General features: G+C 74.8%; 17 protein-coding genes. 16 read left to right on the top strand and 1 reads right to left on the bottom strand.

From position 1 onward, the window contains the following. Positions 1 to 7 precede the first annotated feature (7 nt). The 13 genes from ACWCXC_RS06120 (at position 8) to ACWCXC_RS06060 (ending at position 14,008) form a co-directional block, all read left to right on the top strand. The gene (locus ACWCXC_RS06120; RefSeq protein ID WP_450886915.1) at positions 8 to 2,203 is read left to right on the top strand and encodes an acyl-CoA dehydrogenase; all 2,196 of its coding nucleotides are present in this window, start codon (positions 8 to 10) and stop codon (positions 2,201 to 2,203) included. Positions 2,204 to 2,205: 2 nt separating this feature from the next. Next, complete coding sequence (locus ACWCXC_RS06115) at positions 2,206 to 3,075, top strand: MaoC/PaaZ C-terminal domain-containing protein (protein ID WP_450886913.1); 870 nt, start codon at positions 2,206 to 2,208, stop codon at positions 3,073 to 3,075. Continuing rightward, positions 3,072 to 3,713, top strand: a complete 642-nt coding sequence (locus tag ACWCXC_RS06110; RefSeq protein WP_450685347.1) for a PaaI family thioesterase — start codon at positions 3,072 to 3,074, stop codon at positions 3,711 to 3,713. Before ACWCXC_RS06115 ends, ACWCXC_RS06110 begins: the two co-directional genes overlap by 4 nt. A gap of 9 nt (positions 3,714 to 3,722) precedes the next feature. Then, positions 3,723 to 4,484, top strand: coding sequence for an SDR family NAD(P)-dependent oxidoreductase (locus tag ACWCXC_RS06105; RefSeq protein WP_450685346.1), 762 nt, complete (start codon positions 3,723 to 3,725; stop codon positions 4,482 to 4,484). A 278-nt stretch (positions 4,485 to 4,762) separates the two neighbouring features. After that, positions 4,763 to 6,418: an AMP-binding protein gene (locus ACWCXC_RS06100; protein WP_450685345.1), complete on the top strand. Its 1,656-nt coding sequence runs from the start codon at positions 4,763 to 4,765 to the stop codon at positions 6,416 to 6,418. 41 nt (positions 6,419 to 6,459) lie between these two features. Further along, positions 6,460 to 7,626, top strand: a complete 1,167-nt coding sequence (locus tag ACWCXC_RS06095) for an acyl-CoA dehydrogenase family protein (protein WP_450886910.1) — start codon at positions 6,460 to 6,462, stop codon at positions 7,624 to 7,626. After that, entirely contained in the window at positions 7,623 to 8,600 is a 978-nt protein-coding gene (locus tag ACWCXC_RS06090) for a bifunctional MaoC family dehydratase N-terminal/OB-fold nucleic acid binding domain-containing protein (RefSeq protein ID WP_450886908.1), read from the top strand. The genes ACWCXC_RS06095 and ACWCXC_RS06090 overlap by 4 nt, the downstream gene beginning before the upstream one ends. Then, positions 8,600 to 9,718, top strand: a complete 1,119-nt coding sequence (locus tag ACWCXC_RS06085) for an acyl-CoA dehydrogenase family protein (protein WP_450685342.1) — start codon at positions 8,600 to 8,602, stop codon at positions 9,716 to 9,718. The genes ACWCXC_RS06090 and ACWCXC_RS06085 overlap by 1 nt, the downstream gene beginning before the upstream one ends. Then, positions 9,715 to 10,149, top strand: coding sequence for a MaoC family dehydratase (locus tag ACWCXC_RS06080; RefSeq protein WP_450685341.1), 435 nt, complete (start codon positions 9,715 to 9,717; stop codon positions 10,147 to 10,149). Before ACWCXC_RS06085 ends, ACWCXC_RS06080 begins: the two co-directional genes overlap by 4 nt. Beyond that, the gene (locus tag ACWCXC_RS06075; protein ID WP_450886905.1) at positions 10,146 to 11,324 is read left to right on the top strand and encodes a lipid-transfer protein; all 1,179 of its coding nucleotides are present in this window, start codon (positions 10,146 to 10,148) and stop codon (positions 11,322 to 11,324) included. The genes ACWCXC_RS06080 and ACWCXC_RS06075 overlap by 4 nt, the downstream gene beginning before the upstream one ends. Continuing rightward, positions 11,321 to 12,151 (top strand): MaoC/PaaZ C-terminal domain-containing protein, encoded by an 831-nt coding sequence (locus ACWCXC_RS06070; RefSeq protein ID WP_450685339.1) that lies wholly within the window; start codon positions 11,321 to 11,323, stop codon positions 12,149 to 12,151. Before ACWCXC_RS06075 ends, ACWCXC_RS06070 begins: the two co-directional genes overlap by 4 nt. Next, positions 12,144 to 12,932, top strand: a complete 789-nt coding sequence (locus ACWCXC_RS06065; RefSeq protein ID WP_450685338.1) for a 2-keto-4-pentenoate hydratase — start codon at positions 12,144 to 12,146, stop codon at positions 12,930 to 12,932. Before ACWCXC_RS06070 ends, ACWCXC_RS06065 begins: the two co-directional genes overlap by 8 nt. A gap of 149 nt (positions 12,933 to 13,081) precedes the next feature. Beyond that, the gene (locus tag ACWCXC_RS06060) at positions 13,082 to 14,008 is read left to right on the top strand and encodes a 3-oxoacyl-ACP reductase (RefSeq protein WP_450685337.1); all 927 of its coding nucleotides are present in this window, start codon (positions 13,082 to 13,084) and stop codon (positions 14,006 to 14,008) included. A gap of 48 nt (positions 14,009 to 14,056) precedes the next feature. On the opposite strand, the gene ACWCXC_RS06055 is transcribed toward ACWCXC_RS06060, so the two are convergent. Next, entirely contained in the window at positions 14,057 to 14,668 is a 612-nt protein-coding gene (locus tag ACWCXC_RS06055) for a TetR family transcriptional regulator (RefSeq protein ID WP_450685336.1), read from the bottom strand. A gap of 175 nt (positions 14,669 to 14,843) precedes the next feature. On the opposite strand from ACWCXC_RS06055, the gene ACWCXC_RS06050 reads away from it, so the two are divergent. The 3 genes from ACWCXC_RS06050 to ACWCXC_RS06040 all read left to right on the top strand — a co-directional run bounded on the left by ACWCXC_RS06050 (position 14,844) and on the right by ACWCXC_RS06040 (position 18,987). Beyond that, entirely contained in the window at positions 14,844 to 16,403 is a 1,560-nt protein-coding gene (locus ACWCXC_RS06050; RefSeq protein WP_450685335.1) for an FAD-dependent oxidoreductase, read from the top strand. Positions 16,404 to 16,532: 129 nt separating this feature from the next. Next, a complete protein-coding gene (locus ACWCXC_RS06045) occupies positions 16,533 to 17,327 on the top strand; it encodes an SDR family NAD(P)-dependent oxidoreductase (protein WP_450886902.1) in 795 nt (264 codons plus the stop codon). Positions 17,328 to 17,385: 58 nt separating this feature from the next. Further along, on the top strand, positions 17,386 to 18,987 hold the full coding sequence (locus ACWCXC_RS06040; protein WP_450886900.1) for a FadD3 family acyl-CoA ligase: 1,602 nt from the start codon (positions 17,386 to 17,388) through the stop codon (positions 18,985 to 18,987). The last annotated feature ends 9 nt before the right edge of the window (positions 18,988 to 18,996 follow it).

Here is an 18,996-nt window from a genome sequence, read left to right as displayed (position 1 = left end):
ACGCGCCATGACCATCGGACTCACCCCGGAACACCTCGACCTGCGCGACGCCGTACGCTCCTTCGCGCAGCGCCACATCACCGAGGACACCCTGCGCGCGGCGGCCGACGCCGACAAGGAGACGCTGCCCGCGCACTGGAGCGGCATCGCCGCCCAGGGCCTGCTCGGACTGCACCTGCCCGAGGAGAACGGCGGCGCCGGCTACGGCCTGGTCGAACTCGCCGTCGTCACCGAGGAACTGGGCCGGGCCAACGCCCCGGGCCCCTTCCTGCCCACGACCCTCGCCTCAGCCGTCCTGCACGCTGCCGGACACTCCGGCTTCCTCGCCCCGCTCGCCGCCGGCACCACCCTCGGCGCCGTCGGCCTCGGCGCGGGCACCCTCGCCCTGACCCGGGCCGCCGACGGCACCGCCACGGTCAGCGGCACCTCCGAACCCGTCATCGGCGGCCACCTCGCCGACGTGTTCGTGCTGCCCGCCACCGACGCCGGCCGCACCGCCTGGCTGGTCCTGCCCCGCGCCGCCGTGGACACCACCGACCTCCGCAGCCACGACCTCACCCGGCGCTCCTCCCGCGTCACCGCCCGCTCCGTGCCCGTCCCGGCCGGCGATCTGCTGGACCTCGACCCGCGCACCCCGCTCTATCTGGCCGCGACGCTCTTCGCCGCCGAGGCCGCGGGCCTCGCCGACCGCTGTGTGACCACCGCCGCCGCCTACGCCCGGGTCCGCGAGCAGTTCGGCCACCCCATCGGACTGTTCCAGGGCGTCAAGCACCGCTGCGCCCGTATGCTCGCCCAGGCCGAACAGGCCCGCGCCTGCGCCTGGGACGCCGCCCGCGCGGCCGGCCCCGGCGGCGCGGACGACCCCCGCGAGGCCGCCCTCGCCGCGGCCGTCGCCGCCGCGGTCGCCCCCAACGCCGCGTTCGCCGCCGCCAAGGACTGCGTCCAGGTCCTCGGGGGCATCGGCTTCACCTGGGAGCACGACGCCCACCTCGCGCTGCGCCGCGCCCAGACCCTGCGCATCGCGCTCGGCCCGTCCGCCGCCTGGCGCCGCCGCGCCGCCCGGCTCACCCTGGACGGCGCCCGCCGCACCCTCGGCGTCGAACTGCCGCCCGAGGCCGAGACCGTACGCGCCGCCATCCGCGAGGAACTGCGGGAGGCCGCCGCCCTGCACGGTCCGGAACGCCTCACCCACCTCGCCGACCACGGCTACACCGCACCGCACCTGCCCGCCCCCTGGGGCAAGGGCGCCGGACCGGTCGAACAGCTCGTCATCGCCGAGGAGCTGAAGGCCGCCGCGCTCACCCCCGTCGACATGGTCATCGGCGGCTGGGTGGTGCCCACGCTCGTCGCCCACGGCGACCCCGCCCAGCAGGAGCGCTTCCTCGGCCCCAGCCTGCGCGGCGAACTGCGCTGGTGCCAGCTCTTCAGCGAACCGGGCGCCGGCTCCGACCTCGCCGCCCTCACCACCCGCGCCGAGAAGACGGACGGCGGCTGGCTGATCACCGGCCAGAAGGTGTGGACGTCCATGGCCCGCGACGCCCACTGGGGCGTCCTGCTGGCCCGCACCGACACCGACGTGCCCAAGCACAAGGGCATCTCCTACTTCCTGCTCGACATGACGAGCCCCGGCATCGACATCCGGCCGCTGCGCCAGATCACCGGCGATGCCGAGTTCAACGAGGTCTTCCTCGACGGGGTGTTCGTCCCCGACGAGAACCTCGTCGGCGCGCCCGGCGCGGGCTGGAAGCTCGCCCGGACCACGCTCGCCAACGAACGCGTCGCCCTCTCCCACGACTCCGTCGGCTCCGGTGCCGAAGCCCTGCTGGAGATCGCCGCCGCCTCCGCCGGACTCGACGACGAACAGCTCACCGTGCTCGGCGGCCACCTCTGCGACGCCCAGACCGGCGCCGTCCTCGCCCTGCGCACCACCCTGCGCACCGTCTCCGGACAGCAGCCCGGCCCCGAGGCGTCCGTCGCCAAACTCCTCGGCGTCGAACACCAGCAGCGGGTCTGGGAGACCTGCGTGGAGTGGCAGGGCACCGCCGCGCTCACCGGCGAGGGCGAACGCCTGGACGCCACCTGGCAGTTCCTCAACGCCCGCTGCCTGTCCATCGCCGGCGGCACCACGGAGGTCCAGCTCAACATCATCGGCGAGCGCATGCTCGGCCTGCCCCGCGACCCCGAACCCACCCCGAAAGGCTGACCGTGCCCATCGACCGCGACAAGGCGCTCACCGCCGAACCGTCCGTGCGCGAGATCCACTGGACCACCCGTGATGTGCTGCTCTACCACCTGAGCCTCGGCGCGACCGCCCCGCACCTCACCTACGAGAAGCACCTCGGCGTGCTCCCCGCCTTCGCCCTCGTCGCCGGAGGCGGCATCTCCTCCGGCGAGGCCGCACCGCCCTCCTTCCACCTCCCCGGCATCGACATCGACCTCCGGTCGGTGCTCCACGCCGGCCAGGGTCTGCGCGTCCACCGCCCGCTGCCCGCCTCCGGCACCGCCACCCTCCACTCGCGGGTCGCCGAGGTGTGGGACAAGGGCAAAGCCGCCCTATTCGTCCTGGAGTCCACCGCCACCGACACCGACGGCGCCCCCCTGTGGACCTCGACCATGCGCATCTGGGCGCGCGGCGAGGGGGGCTTCGGCGGCGAACCCGGCCCCGAGGAGAGCTGGACGGCCCCCGACCGCCCCGCCGACACCGTCCTCACCTCCGCCACCACCCCGCAGCAGGCCCTCTGGTACCGCCTCAACGGCGACCTCAACCCGCTGCACGCCGACCCCGAGTTCGCCCGCGCCGCCGGTTTCGACCGGCCGATCCTGCACGGACTCGCCTCCTACGGGCTGCTCTGCGAGGCCCTGGTCACCGGCCTCCTGGAGGGGGACGTCACCCGCCTCACCGGCCTCGCCGTGCGCTTCGCCGGACCGCTCGTGCCCGGGGAGTCCCTGGAGACCTCCGTCTGGCACGACGGCACCACCGAGGACGGGGCCCGGCTGCTGAAGCTGCACACCGGCTGCCCGGAACGCGACGGCGCGCCCGTGCTCACCCACGCCACGGCGACGGTGACCGCGTGAACGCCGCCGCCCACGAGGCCACCGCCACCGGCCCCCGGCTCGTCGCCGCACCGCACGAGGACGGGGTCGACGCCGCCGTCGCCGCCGCACGCCGCGTCGTCGCCGCCCTGCTGCGGGCCGGCGACGGCTCCGGCGCCGACATGGAATCCGTCACCGCCCGGCTGGAGGCCGTGGCCGACGAGCTGACCGCACGGGCCCCCGGCCGCGACGCCCGCCTCGCCGAGATGTGGCACGGCGAGGGCGTCACCCGCCACGACCCCGTCACCGGCCCGGAGAACGCCCTCGCCCCGCCGCTGCGGCTGCACGGCCGCGACGACGGCTCCGTCGAGGGCACCGTCACCCTCGACCTGCCCTACCAGGGGCCGCCCGGCCATGTGCACGGCGGCATCTCCGCGCTGCTGCTCGACCACACCCTGGGCGTCGCCAACCACTGGGGCGGGACCTCCGGCATGACCGCCGAACTGACCCTGCGCTATCTGCGGCCCACCCCGCTGTTCGAACCCCTGACCGTCACCGGCCGGCAGCTCTCCGTCGACGGCTCGCGCATCCGCACCGTCGGGGAGATCACCGCCGGGGGCCGCGCCTGCGTCACGGCGGAGGGCCTGTTCATCAACAAGCATCTGCCCCGGCCGAGCTGAGGAGGAGCCATGGGACACCTCGACGGAAAGGTCGCCGTCGTCACCGGGGCCGGCCAGGGCGTCGGCCGGGGCATCGCCCTCGCCCTCGCCGCCGACGGAGCCGATGTGGCCGTCCTCGGCCGCACCCCGGAGAAACTGGACACCACCTGCGCCCTGCTCCGCGAACGCGGGGTGCGGGCCGAGCCGTTCGTCCTGGACGTCCGCGACACCGCGCGCGTCACCGAGGTGGTGGACGAGGCCGCCGACCGCCTCGGCGGCATCGACATCCTCGTCAACAACGCGTACACCGGCTGCTACGGGCCCCTGCTCCAGCTCAGCGACGACCAGTTCCGCAAGGGCTTCGACAGCGGCCCGTTCGCCGCCTTCGCCTTCATGAAGGCCGCGCACCCGCACCTGAAGGCGAACGGCGGGGGAGTGATCGTCAACCTCGTCACCTCCGCCATGGTCCGCTGGGACCTGAGCACCTACGGGGCGTACGCCTCCGCCAAGGCCGCGCTGCGCACCCTGACCCGGGCCGCCGCCTGCGAATGGGGCCGCGACGGCATCCGCGTCAACGCCGTCGCCCCGCACGCCGCCTCGCCGGCCTACGCGGGCTGGCAGGAGGCGCACCCCGAGGAGGCCGCCGCGTTCTGCGCCTCCATCCCGCTCGGGTACGTCGGCGACTGCGAACAGGACATCGGGCGGGCCGTCGCGATGATCTGCGGACCGGACGCCCGCTATCTGACCGGTGCCACGATTCCGCTCGACGGCGGGCAGGCCCACTTCGGCTGACCGGGGAGCGGCGCGTCCGCCTCCCGGTCAGCGGGACCGCCCCGGCCGCGACCGGCCGGACGGCCTAGCGTCGCCACCGGCGCGGCGCGGACCGGGGCGGCCCGCGGCCCCGGTCCCGGAGAACCGGGCGCGGCGGCCCCCGGTCCGCACGAACCGGCCCCCGCGAGGCCGTCCCGATCGACGGCCCCCGCCCTTCCCACGGACCGCGCCGCGCACCCGCGCGCTCCGATTCCGTACCGACTTCGGCAGACCCGGACACCGGGTGAGAGGGACCGACGTTGCCACACGAGACGATTGCCGACCTGCTGCTCGCCCGCGCCGGGGACGACCACCCCGGCCTGCTGACCCGGGAACGCGCCTGGACCTGGGGCGAGGTGGTCGAGGAGAGCGCGGCCCGCGCCCACTGGGCCCGCGACCTGCGCCCCGAGGGCCCCTTCCACATCGGTGTGCTCCTGGACAACCGCCCCGAGTACCTGTTCTGGCTCGGCGCCGCCGCCCTGGCCGGAGCGGCCGTCGTCGGGATCAACCCCACCCGCCGGGGCGCCGAACTCGCCCAGGAGGTCCGGCACACCGACTGCGCGCTCGTCGTCACCGACCGGGCCGGCGCCGCACTGCTCGACGGACTGGACATCGGGGTCGCCCCCGACCGCTTCCTCGTCACCGACACCCCCGCGTACGCCGCCGCGCTCGCCCCGTACACCGGCCGCCCCGCCGAGGCCCCGGACGTCACCGCCGCCACCCGGATGCTGCTGCTCCTGACCTCCGGCACCACCGGCGTGTCCAAGGCGGCGATCTGCTCCCAGGGCCGGCTGGCCGCGCTCGGCGCCGCCAACAGCGCCAAATACGACATCACCCGCGCCGACACCTGCTACTGCCCGATGCCGCTGTTCCACGGCAACGCGCTGATGGCGCTCTGGGCCCCCGCCCTCACCGCGGGCGCCACCATCGCCCTCCCGCCGAAGTTCACCGCGTCCGGCTTCCTCCCCGACGTCCGCCACTTCGGCGCCACCTACTTCACCTACGTCGGCAAGGCGATCGGCTACGTCCTCGCCCGCCCCGCGACCCCCGAGGACGCCGACAACCGGCTCACCCACGCCTTCGGCACCGAGGCGTCCCCCGAGGACGCCGCCCGCTTCCTGGAGCGCTTCGGCTGCCGGCTCGTCGAGGGCTACGGCTCCAGCGAGGGCGCCGGCATGCTCAAGCGCGTCCCCGACGCGCCCACCGGCGCGCTCGGCATGCCCGCCAGGCCCGGCGTCCGCATCGTCCACCCAGCCACCCGGGAGACCTGCCCGCCCGCCGAACTCGACGCCTACGGCCGGGTCCGCAACCCGGAGGAGGCCATCGGCGAGATCGTCGACACCGAGGGCGCCGCCCGCTTCGAGGGCTACTACAAGAACGAGGCGGCCGACGCCGAACGCGTCCGGCACGGCTGGTACTGGACGGGCGACCTCGGATACGTCGACGCAGACGGCTACTTCTACTTCGCCGGCCGCTCCGGCGACTGGATCCGGGTCGACGGCGAGAACATCTCCGCCCTGCTCACCGAGCGCATCCTGCGCCGCCACCCCGGCGTCGTCGCCGCCGGCGTCTTCGGCGTGCCCGACCCGCGCTCCGGCGACCAGGTCATGGCCGCCGTCGAGATCCCCGAGGGCACCGCCTTCGAGAGCCTGGACCTGCCCGCCTTCCTCGACCGCCAGGAGGACCTGGGCACCAAGGGCGCCCCCCGCTTCGTCCGGGTCTCCCACGCGCTGCCCACCACCGGCTCCAACAAGCTCCGCAAGAAGGAGATGCAGCTCGACGGCTGGCGCACCGACGACCCCGTCTACCGCTGGGAGGGCCGAGGCAGGCCCGCGTACGCGCTGATGAGCGACGACGACAAGGCGGCGCTGCGCGAGGAGTTCCTGGCGAACGGGCGCGGCCGCTTCCTGCCCTGACCCGCACCGCCCGACCCGACCACATCCGAGGAGAACCACATATGCAACTGCGCGAGAGCGCCGCGCACCAGGAGCTGCGGCGGGAACTGCGGGCGTACTTCTCGGGCCTGATGCCCGAGGACGAACGCCGCCGGGTCGGCGAGGAGGGCGTGGGCGGCGACCGCTTCCGCGAGGTCGTCAAACGGCTCGGCGAGGACGGCTGGCTGGGGCTGGGCTGGCCCACCGAGTACGGCGGGCAGGGCCGGCCGGCCGAGGACCAGTACGTCTTCTTCGACGAGGTCCAGCGCGCCGGACTGCCCTTCCCGTTCGTCACCGTCAACACCGTCGGCCCGACCCTGATGGCGCACGGCTCCGAGGAGCACCGCAAGCGGTTCCTGCCCGGGATCCTCTCCGGCGACATCGTCTTCGCGATCGGCTACACCGAGCCCGGGGCCGGCACCGACCTGGCCTCGCTCACCACCCGGGCGGTCCGCGACGGCGACGACTTCGTCGTGGACGGCTCGAAGATCTTCACCAGCGGCGCCAACACCGCCGACTACGTGTGGCTCGCCGCCCGCACCGACCCCGAGGCGCCCAAGCACAAGGGCATCTCCATCCTGATCGTGCCCACCGCCGCCGAGGGCTTCTCCTGGAGCCCCATCCGCACCGTCGGCGGCATGGTCGTCACCGCCACCTACTACAGCGGGGTGCGGGTCCCGGCCACCGACGTGGTCGGCGAGGTGGACGGCGGCTGGCGGCTGATCACCGCCCAGCTCAACCACGAACGCATCGGCCTCGCCGCGCTCGGCGGGCGCATGATCCAGCTCTGGGAACGCGTCCTGGACTGGGCCCGGGACAACGGCACGGCCGACATCCCCTGGGTGCGCGCCGAGTTCGCCCGCACCCACGCCCGGCTGGAGGCCATGCGCCTGATGAACTGGAAGATGACGGCGGCCGTCGCCCGCTCCGAGCTGACCGGCGCGGACGCGGGCGCCGTCAAGGCGTACGGCACCGAGACCCATATCGACGTCCAGCGCGCCCTCACCCAGATCCTCGGCGCGGCCGGCCGCGTCCGGCCCGAATCGCCCGGAGCGGTCCTCGCCGGACAGATCGAACAGCTCTCCCGCCAGGGCATCGTGAACACCTTCGGCGGCGGCGTCAACGAGGTCCTGCGCGACATGATCGCCACCCAGGGACTCGGCCTGCCGCGCAAGGGGCGTGGCGCGTGACCGGCCCCGGACCGGACATCCCGGAGTACGAGGAGCGGCTGAGGTCCTTCGCCGGACGCGAACTGCGCGCCGCCGCACAGGGCCAGGACCCGGTCAACCGCCCGATGATCCGGCACTGGGCGGAGGCGATGGGCGACGCCAACCCGGTGTACACCGACGACGAGGCCGCCCGCGCCACCGGGCGCGACGGAGTGGTGGCACCCGCCTCGATGGTCCAGGCGTGGACGATGCGCGGCTACGCGGCCACCGTCGCACCGGAGCCGGACGCCGCCCCCGACGGCTTCGCCGAACTCGTCGCCCTCCTCGACGAGGGCGGCTACACCTCCGTGGTGGCCACCGACTCCGAGTTCACCTTCCTGCGCGAACTGGTGCCCGGCGACCACATCGCCGTCCGCGAGACCGTGGAGTCCGTCTCGGCCGAGAAGCGGACCGGGCTCGGCCCCGGACGGTTCGTCACCACCCTGAAGACGTACACCGACGCCGACGGCGCCACGGTCGCCGTCCAGCGGTGGCGGACCCTGCGCTTCCGCCCGGCCACCGAGCGGGCGTCCGCGCCGGAGCCCGCCGCGCCGCGCCCGCGCCCCGCCGTCAACCGGGACAACGCCTTCTTCTTCGAGGGCGCCTCGGCGCACCGGCTGCTCATCCAGCGCTGCGCCGGCTGCGGCGCGCTGCGCCACCCGCCGGGCCCGTGCTGCCCCGACTGCCGGTCCCTGGAATGGGACACCGTCGAGGCGTCCGGCCACGGCCGGGTCTACAGCTTCGTCGTGAGCCACCACCCGAAGCACCCGGCGTTCGACAGCCCGTATCTGGTGGCCGTGGTCGAACTCGCCGAGGGGACCCGGCTCGTCACCAACCTGACCGGTGTCGCGCCCGAGGACGTCACCGTCGGCATGCCGGTGGTCCTGGACTGGCTCGACGCCGACCCCGAACTCACCCTGCCGGTCTTCCGGCCCGCCCCGACGGAGGCGCCCTGATGGATTTCTCCCTGGGAGAAGAACTCGAAGCCGTACGCGACCTGGCGCGGGCGATCCTTACCGACCACGCCGTGCCCGAGCGGCTGCGCGCGGTGGAGCGCTCGCCGGAACGCGTCGACGCGCGGCTGTGGGCGGACCTGGCGTCCGCCGGGCTGATCGCCGCCGTCCTGCCCGAACGGGACGGCGGCGCCGGACTCGGCATGGCCGGGGCGTGCGTGCTGCTGGAGGAGCAGGGCCGCAGGGTGGCGCCGGTCCCGCTGTGGCCGGCCCTGACCGGGGCCCTGGCCCTGGCCGCGCACGGCGACGGGGAACTGCGGGCCGAGGTGCTGCCGGGGCTGGCCGAGGGCGGCGTCCGGCTCACCGCGGCCCTGGAGGAGTTCGGCCCCGCCGACCCGCTCGCCCCGCACACCGTCGCCGTGCAGGACGGGCCCGGCTGGCGGCTCAGCGGCGTCAAGGCCGTGGTGCCCTCGCCCGGCGGCGCCCGGTACGTCCTGGTCACCGCCGCGACCAGCCGGGGGCCGGGCCTCTTCCTGGTCGACGCGGAGACGGACGGGGTGGGCTGGGAGTACGCCGAGACCACCACGTACGACCGCAGCGGTCACCTCACGCTCGACGGGGCCCGGGGCCGGGCCGTCGGCGCCGTGGGCGGGAACGCGGTGGCGTCCCTGGTGCGCGATGCCTCGCTGGCCCTGGCGGCCGTGCAGGTGGGCGTGGCCGACGGGGCGCTGGCCCACGCGGCGGCGCATCTGCGCGGCCGTGAGCAGTTCGGCCGTCCGCTCGCCACGTTCCAGGCCGTGCAGCACCAACTGGCCGACTGCTACATCGACATCGAGGCGATGCGGGTCACGCTGTGGCACGCCGTGGACGCGCTCGCGGAGCCCTTCGACCCGGCCGCCGCCGACCGCGCCGCCCAGGTCGCCAAGTGGTGGGCCTGCGAGGCGGGCCTCACCACCGTCCACCGCGTCCAGCACGTGCACGGCGGCATCGGCGTCGACACCGACTACCCCGTCCACCGGCATTTCCTCTGGGGCAAGCAGATCGCCGGCACCCTGGGCGGCCCCGGCGCCGGCCTCGAACGGCTCGGCACGCTGCTCACCGAGGCGGAGGCGACGGCATGACCGCCCGGCCCGGCACCCGCGCCTACGCGGACGTGGCCGTGGGGGACGTGCTCCCCGAGCTGTCGATCCCGATCACCCGCACCCTGATCGTCGCCACCGCACTCGCGAGCCGCGACTTCCAGGACGTCCACCACGATCCCGCGCTCGCCCGGGAACGCGGCTCGAAGGACATCTTCATGAACATCCTGACCAGCAACGGCCTCGTCGACCGGTACGTCACCGGCTGGGCCGGGCCCGCCGCCGTCGTCCGCTCCATCCGGATCCGGCTCGGCGCCCCCAACCACCCCGGCGACACCATGGTGCTGACCGGAACCGTCCGCTCGGCCTCGGACCCGGACCGCCTGGTCGAGATCGCCGTGCGCGGGGCCAACGCGCTCGGCGACCACCTCACCGGCACCGTGACCGTCCGCCTTCCGGAGGGGAACCGATGAACGGGACCCTCTCCGGGGCGGCGGCCGTCGCCGGCATCGGCGCCACCGAGTTCTCCAAGAACTCCGGGCGCAGCGAACTGCGCCTGGCCTGCGAGGCGGTGCTCGCCGCCCTGGACGACGCGGGTCTCACCCCCGCCGACGTGGACGGCCTGGTCACCTTCACGGCGGACACCAACTCCGAGATCCATGTGGCCCGCAACACCGGCATGGGCGACCTGACCTTCTTCTCCCGCGTCGGCTACGGCGGGGGAGCGGCGTGCGGCACCGTGCAGCAGGCGGCGATGGCCGTCGCCACGGGCGTCGCGGACGTCGTCGTCTGCTACCGGGCGTTCAACGAGCGCTCCGGCGAGCGCTACGGGCTCGGGCAGGCGGACCGCCCCATGGACACCGGCGCCGACCGCGCGGCCTACGCCTGGATGACGCCGTTCGGGCTGAACACCCCGGCCCAGTGGGTCGCGATGTTCGCCCGCCGCTATCTCCACGAATACGGCGCCACCACCGACGACTTCGGCCGGGTCGCCGTCATCGACCGCAAGCACGCGGCGAACAACCCGGCCGCCTACTTCCACGGCCGCCCCATCACCCTCCAGGACCACCGCGACTCCCGCTGGATCGCGGAGCCGCTGCGGCTGCTGGACTGCTGCCAGGAGACCGACGGCGGCCAGGCCCTCGTCGTGGTCTCCGCCGAACGCGCCCGCGATCTGCCCCGGCCCGCCGCCGTGATCCGCTCGGCGGCCCAGGGGCTCGGCGCCGACCAGCACATGATGACCAGCTACTACCGCCCCTCCATCACCGGCATCCCCGAAATGGGTCTGGTGGGACGGCAGTTGTACGCCCAGAGCGGCCTCGGACCGGACGACGTCGACGCCGCCGTCCTCTACGACCACTTCACCCCGCTCGTCCTGCCCCAACTGGAGGAACTGGGCTTCTGCAAGCCGGGGGAGGCCAAGGACTTCATCGCGGACGGCCATCTCGAACTCGGCGGCCGGCTGCCCTTCAACACCCACGGCGGCCAGCTCGGCGAGGCGTACCTGCACGGGATGAACGGCATCGCGGAGGGCGTCCGGCTGATCCGGGGCACGTCCCGCAACCAGCCGGACCGGGCCGACCACGTCCTGGTCACCGCCGGCACGGGCGTGCCCACCAGCGGACTGATCCTGGGGGCCGACCGATGACCGCCTCCCCCTGGGAGGGGCGCGCGCTCGGCAGCCGCACCGTCTCCTGGACGGCGCGCGACGCGGTCCTTTACGCGCTGGCGGTCGGCGCCCCAGCCGACCGGCTCGACCTCGTGTACGAGGAGCGGCTGCGGGTCCTGCCCACCTTCGCCCTGACCCTCGCCCAGTGGGCGCCGGACGCCCTCGGGGCGCTGGGCGCCTTCGACACCACCACCGCCGTGCACGGCAGCCAGCATCTCGTCGTCCGCGAGCCGCTGCCGCCCGAGGGTGAACTCACCGCCTCGGCGCGCGTCGCCCGGGTCCGGGACAAGGGCTCCGCCGCCGTCTTCGACGTCGAGGTGGACTGCCCCGCCTTCACCGCGACCTGGTCGGTCTTCGCGCCCGGCGCCGGCGGCTTCGGCGGTGAACGCGGCCCTTCGGCCCCGCGCCGCCCGGACCGCCCCGCCGACCGCACCGCGAGCGTCGTCACCGACGCCCGCCAGGCGGCGTTCTACCGGTTGCTCGGCGACCGGCACGCCATGCACATCGACCCGGACGCGGCGCGGGCCGCCGGGATGGACCGGCCCTTCCTGCACGGGCTGTGCACCCTCGCAGCGACCCTGCTGCCGCTGGCCGACCTGACCGGCGCCCACCCCGCCGACCTGCGGGAACTCGACGCCCGGTTCGCCGCCCCGGTCTTCCCGGGCGACCGGCTCGACGCCCGCGCGTGGCACGACGCGCAGGACGGAGCCCTGCTCTTCGAGGCGTCCGCCGGCGACCGCACGGTCCTGTCCGGCGGACGCGTCCGTTTCGGCCCCACCGCACCCCAGGAGACCCGCCATGCTTGACCCCGCCCGGCGCGCCGAGGCCGCCGATCTGCTGTGGACCGCCCAGTGCGAGCGGACCCCCGTCGAGCCGCTGACCGCCCTGTACCCGGGGCTGGACGCGGCGGACGCGTACGAGATCCAGCTCGTCAACATCCGCAGACAGCTGGCCCTCGGGCGGACCGTGCGCGGCCACAAGGTCGGGCTGTCCTCCGAGGTCATGCAGCGGATGATGGGCGTCGACGAACCCGACTACGGCCATCTGCTCTCCGACATGGTGCTCTGCGAGGACACCCCTGTGGACACCGCCCGCTACTGCTTCCCGCGCATCGAGGTCGAGATCGGCTACGTCCTCGGCCGCACCCTGCCCGGCGAGGGCTGCACCACCGAGGACGTCCTCGCCGCCACCGAGTACCTCGTCCCGAGCATCGAGCTGATCGACAGCCGGATCAAGGACTGGCGGATCGGACTGGCCGACACCGTCGCCGACAACGCCTCCTCCGCCGGGGTGGTCCTGGGCGCCGCCCGGGTCCGTCCGGCCGACCTGGACCCGGCGGACATCACGGCCGTCCTGTTCAAGGACGGGACGGAGATCGCCCGGGGCCACACCAGCGCGGTGCTCGGGAACCCGACGGAGGCCGTGGCCTGGCTCGCCCGCAAGGTCGCCTCCTTCGGCGTGACCCTGGAGGCCGGGCACGTCGTCCTGCCGGGGTCCTGCACCGCGGCCGTGGACGTGGGGCCCGGGGACGCCTTCCGCGCCGAGTTCGACGGGCTCGGAGCCGTCCACGTCACCTTCGCGCCCTGAACGGAGGCGCCGGAGCCGTCCACTGAACGGGACACCGCCCCTACAAAACTGAAATCAATACTAGTTTCTGCTGCCTCGGCGCACCTCGACGACCTGTCCGGGGTGCGCCGTCACCTTCAACGGTCCGACGGAACACGGAAAGAGGCAGCATGAGCGCGACGCAGACCCTTCAGGGGCGTACCGCCGTCGTCACCGGCGCCGGGGCGGGGCTCGGCCGCGCCGAGGCACTGGCACTCGCGGCGCTCGGCGCCGATGTGGTGGTGAACGACATCGGCCCCGCCGCCGAGGACGTCGCCGCCGAGATCAAGGCGCTGGGCGGCGGGGCCGTCGCGGTGACCGGCGACATCGGCGACTGGTCGATGGGCGACCGGCTGGTCGAGGCCGCCGTGGAGAGCTTCGGCGGCCTGGACATCGTCGTCAACAACGCGGGTGTGCTCCGCGACAAGATGCTCTTCAACCTCAGCGAGTCCGACTGGGACGACGTCATCCGCATCCACCTCAAGGGGCACGCCGGGCTCTCCCGCGCCGCCGCCGTGCACTGGCGCGCGGCGAGCAAGGCCGCCGGTGCCCCGGTCTACGGGCGCGTGGTGAACACCTCGTCCGAGGCATTCCTGTTCGGCGCCCCCGGCCAGCCCAACTACTCCGCCGCCAAGGCCGGCATCACGGCGCTGACCCTGGCCACCGCCCAGGGCCTGGCCCGCTACGGGGTACGCGCCAACGCGATCTGCCCCCGGGCCCGCACCGCCATGACGGCCGAGGCGTTCGGAGCGGGCACCACCGCCCCGGGCGGCCTGGACATCATGGCGCCCGAACGCGTCGCCACGCTCGTCGCCCATCTGGCCTCCCCGGCCGCCGACTCCATCAACGGCCAGGTTTTCGTCGTCTACGGCGACATGGTCGCGCTGCTCGCCCCGCCCACCGTGGAGCGGAAGTTCACGGCGGCGGACGGCACCTTCACCCCCGAGGAGCTGGACGCGCAGCTGACCCCGTACTTCGACGGCCGCGACCCGCACCGCACGTACGCCGCCTACAGCGTCGCCGCGCTCGACACGACGGGCACCCAGCCGACCGGCTGAACGCCTCCGCACCCGGGCGACCGGGCCCGCGCGACCGCGCCGGCCCGGTCAGTCCGTGTCCGGGCCCGGGGCCAGGAGCAGCGCGCACGCCATCCGCAGATCCGCGTCGGCCTTCTCCGGGCTCAGCCGCTCGTTGAGCCGCGACTGCAGCACCCCGTACCAGAGCAGGATCAGCAGCCGCACCCGTGCGATGTGGTGCTCCGTGGGCTCCCGCACGCCCCAGGCGCGCAGCAGCAGGTCCAGGAAGCCCGAATCGATCCGGGCCAGGTCCGGGACGGTCGTGGCCCGCGCGGCGTTCGCCGACTGGATCATCGCCGTCGCCAGGGCCGGACGGCGCAGCAGATTGCGGGTGGCGCTGCGCAGCGTCCCGAACACCGCGTCCTCGGGAGAGGTGTCCGGCGCGCGCTCGGGCACCCGGGCCGCGAACCCCTCGATCTGGTCGGCCATCAGCGCGGTGAACAGATGTGTCTTGGACGGGAAATAGCGGTACAGGGTGCCGATCGCCACCCCGGCCCCCTTCGCGACCTCGTGCATCTGCACCCGTTCCAGCCCCGTCGACGCCGCGAGGTCCGCGGCCACCTCCAGGATGCTCTGCCGGCGTGCGCGCTGCCTCGGGGAGGTGGGCTCGGCCCCGGCACGGGCCTCGGCGATTCTGGGCACGCTCTCCCTCCCGGGGATCGATGGGCTCCACGACGGCTCAGACAATACGCCCGGCCCGGCCCCGCGTCAGGCCGCGCCCGCCCGCCGTACCGGTCAGCGGGACCGGGCCCGCCCCGCCGGCCCGGTCCGCGATGAGCTGGCACCGCACACCACGAAGCGGCAGGAAGGGCACCTCATGCGGGACGGCCGGCAGGACTGGGACGCCACCCACGACGTGATCGTCGTCGGGTCCGGCGCGGGAGCGATGACCGGGGCCCTGGTGGCCGCGCTGGACGGTCTCGACACCGTCGTACTGGAGCGCACCGGCCGCCTCGGCGGCACCTCCGCCTACTCCGGCGCGGCCTGCTGGCTGCCCGGCACCGGCGTCCAGGAACGGGCCGGGCTCGACGACTCCTCGGAAGCCGCCGACGCCTACCTGCGGGCGCTGACCGGCGACGCCGAGCCGGAGCGCCGCGCCGCCTTCCTGCGCCACGCGCCCGAACTCGTCGCCCGCCTGGAGGAGGACCCGGCCCTCGCCTTCGAGTGGCGGGCCTTCCCCGACTACGTCGACGCGCCCGGCCGCATGGACGCCGGACGCTCCTTCGTCCCGCTCGACCTCGACCCCGGCCTGCTCGGTGAGCTGCTGCCGCTGGTCCGTCCGGCGGTCGACCGGGACCGGGCCGGACAGGACCACCCCGACGCACCCCTGTCGGCGGGCCGTGCCCTGATCGGCCGGCTGCTGCTGGCCGCCACCCGCACCGGGAACGCGCGGGTGCGCACCGGCCACCACGTCACCGGTCTGGTCACCGAGGACGGCCGGATCACCGGGGTGGAGGCCCGCACGGCCGACGGCACCGTCCGGCTCCGGGCCCGGCACGGCGTGCTGCTGGCCGCCGGCGGCTTCGAGGGCGACGACGCCCTGCGCACCGCGCACGGGGTGCCCGGCCGGGCCGCCTGGACCATGGCCCCCCGGGGCACCAACACGGGCGAGCTGCTGAACGCAGCCGTCCGGGCGGGCGCGGACACCGCGCTCATGGACGAGGCATGGTGGTGCCCCGGCACCGAACTGCCGGACGGCTCCGCCGCGTTCACCCTCGGACTGCGCGGCGGACTGGCCGTGGACGCCTCGGGACGCCGGTTCGCCAACGAGTCGCTGCCCTACGACCGCATGGGCCGCGCCATCGCCGCGGCGGCCGAGGACTCCGTTGTCCACCTGGTCTTCGACTCCCGCCACGGCGGCGCGCTGCCCGCCATCACCGTGCCGCCCTGCGACCCCGCCGCCCAGCTCGAAGCGGGCGCCTGGGTCCGGGCGGACACCCTGTCCGAACTCGCCGCGCTCATCGGTGTCCCGGCCGACGCCCTCATCGCGACCGTGCGCCGCTTCAACGGCTTCGCCGCCGACGGCGAGGACCTCGACCACCGGCGCGGCGAGGATCCCTACGACCTGTTCTTCGCCGACCGGCGGGGCGCCACCGGCCCCAACCCCTGCCTGGTCCCCGTCGACCGGCCGCCCTACTACGCGGCCCGGATCGTCCTCGCCGACCTCGGCACCAAGGGCGGCCTGCGCACCGACGCCCGCGCCCGCGTCCTGGACACCGGGGGACGGCCGCTGGAGGGCCTGTACGCGGCGGGGAACACCAGCGCCTCCTTCACCGGCCGGGTCTACCCGGGCCCCGGCGTGCCCCTGGGCACCGCCATGGTCTTCGCCTCGCTGGCCGTCCGCGACATGCGCGAACGCGCCGCCGCCGGCCGCTGAAACCGCCCGGTCCGGGGCGCGTCCGTCCGCGTCCCGGCCAGTGGGATCCCCGGGGGCGCCGCCACCGGGCACCGATCTACCGTCGCCGCACCGCCGGCCGGAACCACCGAGGAACGAGAGAGGGACCTGATGGTCGACAAGAGTGTGTACGGGCCGTGGGCGGTCGTCGCCGGAGGCTCCGAGGGGGTCGGCGCCTCGTTCGCCGAACAGCTCGCGGACGCCGGGATCAACCTCGTCCTGATCGCCCGCAAGCCGGGCCCCCTGGAGGAGACCGCCGCACGGGTCCGCGCACGGGGCGCCGAGGTCCGCACCCTCGCCCTCGACCTGCTCGACCCCGGCGCCCCGGACGCCGTCCGCGCCGCCACCGAGGACCTGGAGGTCGGGCTGCTGATCTTCAACGCGGGCGCCAACAGCTACGGCCACGAGTTCGTCACCGGCGACCTGGACCGGGTCCAGGGTGTCCTGGACCTCAACATCACCGCCCAGCTCGCCCTCACCCACCACTTCGGCGCCCGGATGAAGGAACGCGGCCGGGGCGGCATCGTGCTCGTCGGCTCGCTCTCCGGCTACCTCGGCCAGGCGCGGATCAGCGTCTACTCCGCCGCCAAGGCCTTCAGCCGGATCTTCGCGGAGGGCCTCTGGCTGGAGCTGCGCCCGCACGGCGTGCACGTCCTGGAACTGGTCCTCGGCGTGACCCGCACCCCGGCCATGCAACGCGCCGGACTCCGCATGGACCTGCCCGGACTGAACGTCGCAGAACCGGACGACGTCGCCCGCGAAGGGCTCGCCCATCTCGCCGACGGCCCCGTCCTGGTGGCCGGCGGCAACGACGGGGCCGCGGTCAAGCGCAGCGGATTCCCCCGCGCCGAGCTGGTGCTCGGCGCCCACGAGGCGTCCGCCCGGCTGCTGCCGCCGTCGCCCTGAACGGCACCGCCGCCCCGGCCCGGCGCCCCGCGCGCGGCCCGTCCCTCCCGGAGAGCAGATGAGCGACACCGAGCACGAGCACCCCCTCACCGTCCCCGCCGCCCTCGCCCGCGCCGCCCACCGCCACCCCGACCGGGACGCGGTCGTGGACGGCGGCGTCCGGCTCGACTGGGCCCGGCTGCGCGACCACGTCCACGCGGCGGTCAAGTCCCTGATCGCGCTCGGCATCCGCCCCGGCGACCGGATCGCCGTCTGGGCGCCCAACGGCCACCGCTGGGTGATCGCCGCGCTGGCCGCCGCCTCGGCCGGGGCCGTCCTCGTCCCCGTCAACACCCGCTACCGGGGCGAGGAGACCCGCTGGCTCCTGGAACGCGGCGGCGTGCGGCTGCTGTTCGTCGAGAACGGCTTCCTCGGCAAGGACTACCTCGCCCTGCTCGGCGCGGGGGAGGAGACCGCCGGGGGCGGCGGCCCGGTGCCCGCACTGCCCGCGCTGGAGCACGTGGTCACCCTCGACGCGGTCGACCGCCCCGGCATCCTGCCGTGGGACGCCTTCCTGCGCGGGGGCGGGGCCGTGACGGACGACCAGGCCCGCGCCCGCACCGGGGCGGTCCGCCCCGACGACCCCTCGGACCTGCTCTTCACCTCCGGGACCACCGGCCGCCCCAAGGGCGCGCTCACCACGCACCGGCAGAACCTCACCACGTACCGCGCCTGGAGCGGACGCACCGGCCTCACCGGCGAGGACCGCTACCTGGTCATCAACCCGCTCTTCCACTGCTTCGGCTACAAGGCGGGGGTGCTCGCCTGTCTCCTGCGCGGCGCCACCATGGTCCTCCAGCCGGTCTTCGACGTGGAGCGGGCGCTGCGCGCCATCGAGGAGGAACGGATCACCGTGCTCCCCGGACCGCCCACCATCTACACCGAACTGCTCGACGCCCCCGGCCGCGACCGCTACGACCTCTCCTCGCTCCGGCTCGCGGTGACCGGCGCCTCCGTCGTCCCGGTCGCCCTCGTCCGCCGGATGCGCGCCGAACTCTTCCCCGAGGTCCTCACCGCCTACGGACTCACCGAGACCTGCGGCACCGTCACCGTCTGCTCGGCCGACGACGACGCGGAGACCGTCGCGCTGACGGCCGGCCGCCCGATCGACGGCACCGAGGTCCGGGTGGCGGGCCGGGACGGGCTCCCCCTCCCGGCCGGACGCGACGGCCGGATCCTGGTGCGCGGCTACCACGTGATGCTCGGCTACCTCGACGACCCGGACGCCACCGCGGCCGCCGTGGACCCGGACGGCTGGCTCGACACCGGCGACGTCGGCCGCCTCGACGACCGGGGCAACCTGATGATCACCGGACGGTCCAAGGACATGTTCGTCGTCGGCGGGTTCAACGTGTACCCGGCCGAGGTGGAGCAGGTGCTCGCCGGCCACCGCGCCGTCGCCGAGGCCGCCGTGATCGGCGTGCCCGACCGCCGCCTCGGCGAGGTCGGCCGGGCGTACGTGACCCTCCGCCCGGGCGCCGGGACCCGCCCGGACGAGCTGACCGGACACTGCCGTGACCGGCTCGCCAACTTCAAGGTCCCCCGCGAGGTCGTGGTCGTCGAGACCCTTCCGCGCAACGCCACCGGCAAGGTGGACAAGGCCGCCCTGCGGACGCACTGACACGAGGCA

The organism is Streptomyces sp. NPDC001515, from assembly GCF_053597115.1.
Note: the sequence above shows the minus strand (reverse complement) of the source record. Positions and strands in the feature narration are given on the sequence as shown.

Coding starts and splice junctions, on each gene's coding strand:
- ACWCXC_RS06085 (WP_450685342.1), top strand. CDS start 8,600: ATGGATTTCTCCCTGGGAGAAGAACTCGAAGCCGTACGCGACCTGGCG.
- ACWCXC_RS06075 (WP_450886905.1), top strand. CDS start 10,146: ATGAACGGGACCCTCTCCGGGGCGGCGGCCGTCGCCGGCATCGGCGCC.
- ACWCXC_RS06105 (WP_450685346.1), top strand. CDS start 3,723: ATGGGACACCTCGACGGAAAGGTCGCCGTCGTCACCGGGGCCGGCCAG.
- ACWCXC_RS06045 (WP_450886902.1), top strand. CDS start 16,533: ATGGTCGACAAGAGTGTGTACGGGCCGTGGGCGGTCGTCGCCGGAGGC.
- ACWCXC_RS06095 (WP_450886910.1), top strand. CDS start 6,460: ATGCAACTGCGCGAGAGCGCCGCGCACCAGGAGCTGCGGCGGGAACTG.
- ACWCXC_RS06050 (WP_450685335.1), top strand. CDS start 14,844: ATGCGGGACGGCCGGCAGGACTGGGACGCCACCCACGACGTGATCGTC.
- ACWCXC_RS06065 (WP_450685338.1), top strand. CDS start 12,144: ATGCTTGACCCCGCCCGGCGCGCCGAGGCCGCCGATCTGCTGTGGACC.
- ACWCXC_RS06080 (WP_450685341.1), top strand. CDS start 9,715: ATGACCGCCCGGCCCGGCACCCGCGCCTACGCGGACGTGGCCGTGGGG.
- ACWCXC_RS06070 (WP_450685339.1), top strand. CDS start 11,321: ATGACCGCCTCCCCCTGGGAGGGGCGCGCGCTCGGCAGCCGCACCGTC.
- ACWCXC_RS06120 (WP_450886915.1), top strand. CDS start 8: ATGACCATCGGACTCACCCCGGAACACCTCGACCTGCGCGACGCCGTA.
- ACWCXC_RS06040 (WP_450886900.1), top strand. CDS start 17,386: ATGAGCGACACCGAGCACGAGCACCCCCTCACCGTCCCCGCCGCCCTC.
- ACWCXC_RS06060 (WP_450685337.1), top strand. CDS start 13,082: ATGAGCGCGACGCAGACCCTTCAGGGGCGTACCGCCGTCGTCACCGGC.